At 70.6% G+C, this 8,370-nt stretch carries 11 protein-coding genes; 5 read left to right on the forward strand and 6 right to left on the reverse strand.

Features of this window, described 5'->3' with window-relative positions; all coding sequences use genetic code 11:
• From HKK72_RS32055 to HKK72_RS32070, 4 genes are all read left to right on the forward strand, one after another.
• Positions 1 to 998 (forward strand): PLP-dependent aminotransferase family protein (locus HKK72_RS32055; RefSeq protein WP_187238180.1); only part of this gene is annotated, 998 nt, incomplete at its 5' end.
• Positions 999 to 1,498: 500 nt separating this feature from the next.
• Complete coding sequence (locus HKK72_RS32060) at positions 1,499 to 2,464, forward strand: hypothetical protein (protein ID WP_187238181.1); 966 nt, start codon at positions 1,499 to 1,501, stop codon at positions 2,462 to 2,464.
• A gap of 43 nt (positions 2,465 to 2,507) precedes the next feature.
• Positions 2,508 to 2,879 carry a peptidase inhibitor family I36 protein gene (locus HKK72_RS32065; RefSeq protein WP_187238182.1) on the forward strand — a complete coding sequence of 124 codons (372 nt, stop codon included), beginning with the start codon at positions 2,508 to 2,510 and terminating at the stop codon, positions 2,877 to 2,879.
• Positions 2,880 to 3,022: 143 nt separating this feature from the next.
• Entirely contained in the window at positions 3,023 to 3,562 is a 540-nt protein-coding gene (locus HKK72_RS32070; protein WP_187238183.1) for a TIGR00730 family Rossman fold protein, read from the forward strand.
• A gap of 108 nt (positions 3,563 to 3,670) precedes the next feature.
• Here HKK72_RS32070 and HKK72_RS32075 read toward each other — a convergent pair whose 3' ends face one another.
• The 6 genes from HKK72_RS32075 to HKK72_RS32100 are packed head-to-tail and all read right to left on the reverse strand — an operon-like array spanning position 3,671 to position 6,745.
• Positions 3,671 to 4,336, reverse strand: a complete 666-nt coding sequence (locus HKK72_RS32075) for a dihydrofolate reductase family protein (RefSeq protein ID WP_187238184.1) — start codon at positions 4,334 to 4,336, stop codon at positions 3,671 to 3,673.
• Positions 4,336 to 4,842 carry an SRPBCC family protein gene (locus tag HKK72_RS32080; protein ID WP_187238185.1) on the reverse strand — a complete coding sequence of 169 codons (507 nt, stop codon included), beginning with the start codon at positions 4,840 to 4,842 and terminating at the stop codon, positions 4,336 to 4,338. Before HKK72_RS32080 ends, HKK72_RS32075 begins: the two co-directional genes overlap by 1 nt.
• 3 nt (positions 4,843 to 4,845) lie before the next feature.
• Positions 4,846 to 5,187: an ArsR/SmtB family transcription factor gene (locus tag HKK72_RS32085; RefSeq protein WP_138643695.1), complete on the reverse strand. Its 342-nt coding sequence runs from the start codon at positions 5,185 to 5,187 to the stop codon at positions 4,846 to 4,848.
• A gap of 60 nt (positions 5,188 to 5,247) precedes the next feature.
• Positions 5,248 to 5,460 carry an aquaporin gene (locus HKK72_RS42960; RefSeq protein WP_187238189.1) on the reverse strand — a complete coding sequence of 71 codons (213 nt, stop codon included), beginning with the start codon at positions 5,458 to 5,460 and terminating at the stop codon, positions 5,248 to 5,250.
• On the reverse strand, positions 5,457 to 6,173 hold the full coding sequence (locus HKK72_RS32095; RefSeq protein WP_187238186.1) for an isocitrate lyase/phosphoenolpyruvate mutase family protein: 717 nt from the start codon (positions 6,171 to 6,173) through the stop codon (positions 5,457 to 5,459). Before HKK72_RS32095 ends, HKK72_RS42960 begins: the two co-directional genes overlap by 4 nt.
• A 2-nt stretch (positions 6,174 to 6,175) precedes the next feature.
• The gene (locus tag HKK72_RS32100) at positions 6,176 to 6,745 is read right to left on the reverse strand and encodes a carboxymuconolactone decarboxylase family protein (protein ID WP_187238187.1); all 570 of its coding nucleotides are present in this window, start codon (positions 6,743 to 6,745) and stop codon (positions 6,176 to 6,178) included.
• A gap of 47 nt (positions 6,746 to 6,792) precedes the next feature.
• On the opposite strand from HKK72_RS32100, the gene HKK72_RS32105 reads away from it, so the two are divergent.
• Positions 6,793 to 8,229: a PLP-dependent aminotransferase family protein gene (locus tag HKK72_RS32105; RefSeq protein ID WP_187238188.1), complete on the forward strand. Its 1,437-nt coding sequence runs from the start codon at positions 6,793 to 6,795 to the stop codon at positions 8,227 to 8,229.
• Positions 8,230 to 8,370 lie beyond the last annotated feature (141 nt).

Here is an 8,370-nt window from a genome sequence, read left to right on the forward strand (position 1 = left end):
GGCACCCGGTGCTGCGTACCACCGTCGCGCAGTACCTGCAGCGCTCGCGCGGCGCGGACGCGCAGGCCGCCTCCGTGTCCGTGTGCGCGGGCATCACCGACGGCCTGGTCCGCACGTGCAGAGCGCTGCGCGCCGAGGGGATCGCCGATCTGGCCGTGGAACACCCTGGTTGGGGGCGGCTGCGGGACGCCACGACGAGTGCCGGCCTGCGCGTGCACCCGGTGCCCGTGGACCACGACGGCCTCCGCGTCGACGATCTCGCGCGCACCCCGGCCCGCGCCGTCATCGTCGGCGCGGCGCACCAGTTTCCCACCGGCACGGTGCTGTCCCCGGCACGCCGGGCACGTCTGGTGCGTTGGGCCCGCGAGGTGGACGGCTTCGTCATCGAGGACGACTACGACGCCGAGTTCCGCTACGACCACCACCCGGTCGCCGTCATGCAGGGCATGGATCCGGGCCGGGTCTTCCTCCTCGGCTCGGTCAGCAAGACGCTGTCGCCGGCCCTCGGCCTGGGCTGGCTGGTCGCGCCTGCCGCGATGACCCCGGTGCTGCGGGCGGCGAACCTCGTCGCCGCCGCGCCACCTGTGCTGGACCAGCTCGCGCTCGCCACCTTCATCGACCGCGGGTGGTACGACGCGCACCTGCGAGCGGCGCGCCGGCGGTTCCGCGCCCGCCGCGACCTGCTGGTCCGGACGCTCGGCGCCCAGGTGCCGGAGGGCCGGGTCGCCGGCACCGCCGCCGGGCTGCACATTCTGCTGCACCTACCGGAAACCGTCGACACCCGCGGAGTCGTCCGGGCCGCGGCCGCCGCCGGGCTGCGCCTGGCGGACCTCGACGACTACCGCGCGAAGCCGTCGGCGGAGCGCGCGCTCGTCCTCGGGTACGGCAACATCAGCGACACGGAGGTCCCACCGGCCGTCGCGCTCCTCCGCGAGGCGTTGCGTTCGGCCGTTCCGCGGTCACGGCCCGACGCCGACGAAAGTGATGAGGCACCCTGATGCCGGGAGTGGCGGCGACACGGGTGATCAGCAGTCGGCGTGCGCGCCCGGGCCCGAAGGCGGGTGCCAGAAGGTTGATCTTGTATTCGACCATGGGGACCGTGGTGTCCTCGGGGAACAGCGTGAACGCCGCGTAGCCTCCGGCGCCGCTGCACCTCAGGGCTGGCCTGGTCCGGTGGTGTCGGATCGTGCACGGCGCTCCTCGGGATCGGACGGGGCGGGGCCGTCGGCTGGTCGGCCTCCCACCGGGAGGAACCCGCCGATGCCGATCATCATGGCACCGCTGGTGCGGGCGACCGCGCGGGCCGCGGCCGGCCGTGCTCGCGGCACAACGCAGGCCGGTCGTGATGGCGAGCTCGCCCGTATACCCGTCCTGAGCAGCGGTGAAGCTCCTCTGAAGCTCGCGTGAATGCGGCCGTTGCGACGATGGCTCAGCGATCAGCCCGCAGCGCAGGCGAACGCGAGCGCACCGGTGACACCGACCTTCAGGAGTACTTCGCATGGCTCGACAACCCCGGCACGATCCAGGGCCTTCAGGCGAGCCGACCGGTTCCCGGGACAGGGGCACGAGGCGCCGCCTGACGGTCGCCGGCGCCGCCGCCGGAATCGCCCTCGGCCTTATGGCCGGGTGGGTGGTCGTCAGCAACGGAACGGGTTCCGCCGAAGACGCACCGACCTCCGGCGATCGGCCAGTGGCCGCCACCGATGACGAGTTGCTCCACCGGGCCTCGGAGCGGCTGATCGCCCGCTGCATGGCCCGGCACGGCTTCGCGTACGCCGAGCAGCCGCCGCCTTCGTCGACGCAACCGGACTTCCGCTACGTGCTCGACGATGTCGGGTCGGCCCGCAAGCACGGATACGGAAACCTGCTCGGCAGACCCGGCGCGGGGGGCCAGGACGCCAACGTCGGCAACCTGGGGAAGTTGTCACCCGGGCGGCAGAACGCCTGGCACCGGACGCTCATGGGATCCGGACGTCAGCTCGTCGTGGACCTTCCCCGCCTGGGCCGGCTCTCGGCGCCCGACAACGGCTGCACCGCCGAAGCGCGACGCACCCTTTACGGCGATCTCGCCGGCTGGTACCGCGTGCGGCGGACCGTCGACCACTTCGACAGTTATGTCGACGACAAGGTGGTCGCAACGCCTGAGTACCGGACCGGGCTCGCCGCCTGGGTGACGTGTGTGCGCAAGCGCGGGTATGCCGCGTCCACCCCGAACGAACTGCGGCGCCTTGTCGCCCCCGCGTCACCTGAGTCCGCCGGCGAGCAGGCCCAGCCGCAAGAGATCGCCGCGGCCGTGACCGAGGCCGAGTGCGCCACCTCCACCAGGTTCGCCCGAACCATCGGCGCCCTGGAGCGGAGGCACCGACCGGAGATCGAGAGGAGGTTCGCGCACGAGCTCGACGCACTGAAGTCCTTCGAGCTCAAGGCCATTCCCCAAGCCAGGCGGGTCCTGGCCGACGCCTAGCACCACAGCACTGCTCGACCGGACACAACGGAAAGGATCCCTCGTGATCAAGACTCTCAAGGCCATGGCCATCGGCCTGCCCATCGTGGCGGCGGCACTGGTGGCGGCGCCGGGCACCGCCAACGCCGCCCTGAACGAATGCCCGACCGACCGTTTCTGCGCCTGGATCAACGACGAATTCTCGGGCTCCATGGCCTCCTGGTCCGGGAACTCCTCGAACTGGGGGACGATGGGCGACAACGCCGAGTCCATGTACAACCGCCGCGCGAGCAGCGCCACCCGTGTCGACAACGTCGTGACCTACCACGACGTCAACTACGGGGACCGCGGTGTCTGCGTCAACCCCGGAGAGACCTACGACACCGGGATGTGGGACAACAGCTACAGCTCCCACGAGTGGGTCCACAGCTGCTGACAGACCGTCCAGGTCGCCTGCGCGGGTCGCATGCTCGGCCGCGTGGAGTCCACGACGGACGCCGCCTGCCCGTGTCTCCGTCAGGAGCACGGGCAGGCGGCAGAAGTCCAGGTCAACGCCCTGGACGACCATATAGTTCAATCATGAACATTTGTGTCTTCCTCTCCGCCGCCGACCTCGACGAGCGCTACACCCGGCCGGCCCGCGAGTTCGCCGAGCTCATCGGCAAGGGCGGCCACACCCTGGTGTGGGGCGGATCCGATACCGGGCTGATGAAGGTCGTCGCCGACGGAGTACGGGAGACCGGAGGACGGCTGGTCGGGGTCTCGGTCGGCTTTCTCCGGGCCTTGGCCAGGAAGGACGCCGACGAGATGGTGATCGCCAAGGATCTCGCCGAACGGAAGGCGCTGCTGCTCGCCAGATCGGACGCGGTGGTGGTGATCGCCGGCGGCCTGGGCACGTTGGACGAGCTGACCGAGATCCTCGAGCTGAGGAAGCACGGACTGCACGACAAGCCGGTGGTGCTGCTGAACACGGTGGGCTTCTACAACGGGTTGACACTCCAGCTCCGGCGGATGGAGGAGGAGGGGTTCCTGCCGATGCCCCTGGCCGAGCTGGTCTTCCTCGCCGACGACGGCGCCGACGCACTCGCCCACCTGGAGGAGTCCCTCGGAATCTCCTGACGCGACCCGGACGCCGCCACAACTGAAACCTGACTCGGCTCAGGCTAGTGCGCACCGCGTGGGTGTTCCTTCGCGTCCGCCGTCCGCCGTGTGTCGTCCGCCGTGCGCCTACCGCTCCCGGACGGCGTAGGTCAGGTGCGTCACCCTCGGGGAGGGCTCCGCGCGGACCGGTTCCAGGGCCACGCGGCCCGCGTCCACGCCCTCGAACAGGCGGATTCCGGAGCCGAACAGCACGGGCGACAGCGCGATCGAGAACTCGTCGATCAGGCCGGCGTTCAGGTACTCCAGGATCGTCGCGCCGCCGCCCGCGATCCGGACGTCGCGGTCACCGGCGGCCTCGCGGGCCTGGTCGAGCGCGGACTCGATGCCGTCGTTGACGAAGTGGAACGTGGTCCCGCCCGGCCGCTCCCAGGGGTCACGCTTCTCATGCGTCACGACAAAGACCGGCGTGTGGAACGGCGCCTCCTCCGGCCACGCCTGCTCGCCGCCGTCGAACATGCGCTTGCCCATGACGCTCGCGCCGGTGCGCTCGAACGTCTCCCGCGCGATCTCGTTGTCGCGCCCCTCCTCGCCGCCCTCGCCGAGCTTCAGGTTCTCCCGAAAGAACCGCTGCGGGAACATCCACGCCTGCAGTTCCATCCACTGCGCCATCCAGCGCTCCAGCCTCGGGTCCTGCTCCCGCTGCTCGGGCGTGGCGAGAAACCCTTCCATCGACTCGGGCGCGATGAACCCGTCCAGCGACATCGACACACTGAAGAACACTTTCCCGGCCATCAGCGGCCCTCCTTCTTCTGGGCGATCTCGGCGACGTAGGCCGCCAGGTTGCGCAGCGTCTGCTCGCCGCCCTCGATCGCGTGGTACTTCTCGACCGCCTCGTCGCGCAGTTGTTTGGTGGGGAACACCGTGCGCATCACGATCCGGGTCTCCTCGCCGGCCGGCTCGAAGGCCAGGACCGACTCGAAGGCGTTGGGGTCGTCGCGGGACTCGCCGTGCAGCAGCGCGATCCGCTCCGGTGGGACGATCTCGGTCCAAGTGATCCACTCCTGGTAGTCGGTCCCGTCCGGTCCGTGCATCACGAAGTCCCACTCCCCGCCCTCGCGGAACTCGAACGCCCGCGTGGTGGTGGTGAACCCCTCCGGTCCCCACCACCGCGACAGGTGCCGGACCTCGGTGAACGCCTCGAACACCAGCTCCCGTGGGGCGTCGATGTCCCGGGAGATCACGATCTCGCGGTCGGCCGTCGCGAACTGCGCCGGCGCTCCTCGTCCCGTCACGCTCATCAGCTACTCCTCCTGCCTTGCCTGCTTCAGGTCCTGCACGTATGCGTCCAGCCGGTCGAAGCTCTCGTTCCAGAACCGCTCGAACCCGCCGGTCCACTCGTGGACCGGCCGCAGCCCGCGGGCGTCAAGGCCGTACAGGCGCTGCTTGCCTGCCTTGCGGTCCCGCACCAGCCCGACCTCCCGGAGCACCCGCAGGTGTTTGGACGCCCCCGGCTGGGTCATCCCCAGCTCCCGGGCCAGCTCGGTCACCGGCCGCTCACCCGCCCGCAGCAGCACCAGGATCTCCCGGCGCTGCGGCTCGGCGATCGCGTTGAAGACGTCCGACGTCGTCGCTGCTCGTGCCATGGCCGCAATCATATGCCCATATCGGCATGCGTCAAGTCGAGATGAATCAGGCGGGTCTTGTCAGATGACGATCGTGACCCTTGTCATGAAACGCGGAGGCTGGATCGCGCGCGTCCTCACACGGCGTTTCGGGTGGCCGTGAGTGCGTAACCGAGGATAGGCGACCAGATAGATCCACAGATCGGTGGTCTGCCCAGAGAGCGCGGCAGGACCGAACTGGCGGGCGGGGTCGATCGAGCCCCCGCTGCGGGGACCGAGGAGAGCGATCTTCAGCCGCGCAGCCGCGCCGCGAGTTCGCCGATCGCCCCCGTCGCGTGCCGCTGCATCCCCGGACCGAAGGTGATGCGCGTCGCGCCCAGCCGTGCCAGCTCGGCCACGGACTCCTTGTCCGGTCTGGAAGCCATGTTGAGAGGGCCCTCGATGCCCTCCCGCAACACCGGGAACACCTCGGGCGGCGCCATGAGCGGGTACACGCAGTCGGCGCCGGCGGCCACGTACAGGCGGGCGCGCGCCACGGCGTCGGCCGGGTCACCCGTCCCGAACAAGAAGGTGTCGACGCGCGCGTTGATGAAGAGAGCGTCACCCGCCTCCGCCCATACCCCGGCCAGCCAATCCGCGTGCCGCTGAGGGTCCTTGAGCGTGGTGTGCCCCTCTGAGTCCTCCAGATTGCAGCCTACGGCGCCCGTCTCCAGGAGCCGCCCGACCAACTCCCCGGGGGCGAGGCCGTAACCGCCCTCGATGTCAGCGGATACGGGCACGGTAACGGCCCGGACGATCCTCGCCACCGCGGCGAACATCTCGTCGGGCGGGGTCGACCCGTCCTCATAACCGAGCGAAGCGGCGATTCCGGCGCTCGGGGTGGCGAGTGCCGGGAAGCCCGCATCGGCGAGGACCCGAGCGCTGGCCGCGTCCCACGGCCCCGGCAGGACGAGCGGGTCGCCGACGGCGCGGCCCTGGTGCAGCGCGCGGAAGGTGGAGGCAGTCATCTTTACACGTGTCCTGAGGGAATGCGGAGGAGTGATGGTGCGGACGGAGGTGCGTGGGTCGCTCGGCCGGTGTGCTGAGCGCGCGGCGTGTAGTGACCGGGGACCATCCGGGTGGACACCCCGAAGCGGTTGAACGCGTTGATCGCCGTGATCGCGGCGATGAGGTGGGCCAACTCGGTCTCGTCGAACTCGTTCGCGGCCTTGGCGTACACCTCGTCCGGGACGAATCCGTCCGTGAGCACGGTGATCGCCTCGGTCAGCTCGATCGCCGCGATCTCCTTCGCCGTGTAGAAGTGCCTCGACTCCGTCCACGCGCTGAGCTGGACGATCCGCTCCGCCGACTCACCGGCCGCCAGCGCGTCCTTGCTGTGCATGTCCAGGCAGAAGGCGCAGTGGTTGATCTGGGACGCGCGGATCTTGACCAGGTTGAGCAAGGTCGGCTCGACGCCCTGCCTCGCGGCCGTGTCAAGACGGATCAAGGCCTTGTAGACCTCGGGGGCGAGCTTCATCCAGTCCAGGCGTGGTGCGTGCTCTGGAAGGCGTTCCTTGCTCTCCTGTGCTTCGTTCGCCATGCCCACAACGCTACGCCCCCGGTGGCACTCGGATATGGTCCACTTCCATGACGGATTCCTGGGCCAATTCGGCGGCCGCCCCACCTTCCGCGTTCGGCGCCGACCTGCACCTGGAGCTGAACGGACCCGGGCTGCGCGCCGGGCTCACAGAGGCCCTGCGGGAGGCCGTGCGCACGGGGCGTCTGGTGCCCGGCACCCGGCTGCCGTCGTCCCGTACGCTCGCCGCCGATCTTGGCATCGCCCGTAACACCGTGGCCGACTCCTACGCCGAACTGGTCGCCGAGGGCTGGCTCACCGCCCAGCAGGGCTCCGGGACCCGGGTGGCCAAGCGGGCCGAGCCGCGCAGGGCCGCGCCCGCGGCTCCCCGCACGAGGCCGCCCCAACCCCGTCCCACGTACGGCCTGATGCCGGGTTCGCCGGACCTCGCGGAGTTTCCCCGCACGCAGTGGCTCAAAGCGGCCCGCCGCGCTCTGACCGCCGCTCCGCACGACGCCTTCGGCTACGGCGACGCCCTCGGCCGGGTAGAGCTGCGCACCGCCCTCGCGGACTACCTGGCGCGGGCCCGCGGGGTGCACGCCGAACCGGAGCGGATCGTCATCAGCTCCGGTTTCCACCACGGTCTGATGCTGATGGCGCAGGCACTCAAGGCGCGGCGGGCAGGGGCGGTGGCCATCGAGTCGTACGGCCTCGGCTTCTATCGCGACCTGCTGACCAGCGCCGGCCTGCGCACCCCACCCCTCTACGTCGACGAACATGGCGCGCGCACCGACGATCTGGCGCGACTGCGCGGAGTCGGCGCGGTACTGATGACACCGGCGCATCAGTACCCGACGGGGGTCCCGCTGAACCCTGACCGGCGCACGGCGGTTGTCGACTGGGCGCGTGCCACCGGCGGGCTGATCTTGGAGGACGACTACGACGGGGAGTTCAGATACGACCGTCAGCCGGCGGGCGCTCTACAGGGCCTCGACCCGGAGCGGGTGGTGTACTTCGGCACGACGAGCAAGTCGCTGGCGCCGGGCCTGCGGCTCGCCTGGATGGTGCTTCCCGAGGAACTGGTCTCGGACATCGTGGCGGCCAAGGGGGCCGTCGAGGTGTCGAGCACGCTGGAGCAGCTGACGCTCGCGGAGTTCATCGCGTCGGGCGCGTACGACCGTCACGTGCGCTCGATGCGGCTGCGCTACCGGCGCCGCCGCGACCAACTGATCGCTGCCCTGGCGCAGAAGGCCCCCGGCATCCGCGTGACCGGCATGGCCGCCGGGCTGCAAGTGGTCCTCGAACTCCCGCCCGGTACCGAGCACTCGGTCGTCCAGGCGGCGGCCTGGCAAGGCCTGGCGGTCAGCGGGATCGCGGAGTTCCGCTACGAAGTGGCGGACTCGGGCTGGCGGTTGCCCGAGCGGGACGCTCTGGTGGTCAACTACGCGGCTCCCCCGGACAGCGCGTGGGCGGGCGCGCTGGACGCACTGTGCAGGGTGATGCCGTAGACGGGGGCTCAGTCTCGCCCGCCTCGCCGGGGCGTCCTGCTCGAACCCGCCCGGCTGCCGTCCGGCGGCTGACCGGCCGAGGTCGGCCCGGGTCGGCCGGGAGCCTGCGGCCGAGGTCGGCGGCCCCCGCCCTGCCCTGTG

The organism is Actinomadura sp. HBU206391 (genome assembly GCF_014323665.1).
Lineage (GTDB): Bacteria > Actinomycetota > Actinomycetes > Streptosporangiales > Streptosporangiaceae > Actinomadura_C.

Bases quoted from the DNA above. Each gene is read 5' to 3' on its own strand.
- HKK72_RS32060 (WP_187238181.1), top strand. From the start codon at position 1,499: ATGGCTCGACAACCCCGGCACGATCCAGGGCCTTCAGGCGAGCCGACC.
- HKK72_RS32095 (WP_187238186.1), bottom strand. From the start codon at position 6,173: ATGACTGCCTCCACCTTCCGCGCGCTGCACCAGGGCCGCGCCGTCGGC.
- HKK72_RS32085 (WP_138643695.1), bottom strand. From the start codon at position 5,187: ATGGCACGAGCAGCGACGACGTCGGACGTCTTCAACGCGATCGCCGAG.
- HKK72_RS32100 (WP_187238187.1), bottom strand. From the start codon at position 6,745: ATGGCGAACGAAGCACAGGAGAGCAAGGAACGCCTTCCAGAGCACGCA.
- HKK72_RS32070 (WP_187238183.1), top strand. From the start codon at position 3,023: ATGAACATTTGTGTCTTCCTCTCCGCCGCCGACCTCGACGAGCGCTAC.
- HKK72_RS32080 (WP_187238185.1), bottom strand. From the start codon at position 4,842: ATGAGCGTGACGGGACGAGGAGCGCCGGCGCAGTTCGCGACGGCCGAC.
- HKK72_RS32075 (WP_187238184.1), bottom strand. From the start codon at position 4,336: ATGGCCGGGAAAGTGTTCTTCAGTGTGTCGATGTCGCTGGACGGGTTC.
- HKK72_RS32105 (WP_187238188.1), top strand. From the start codon at position 6,793: ATGACGGATTCCTGGGCCAATTCGGCGGCCGCCCCACCTTCCGCGTTC.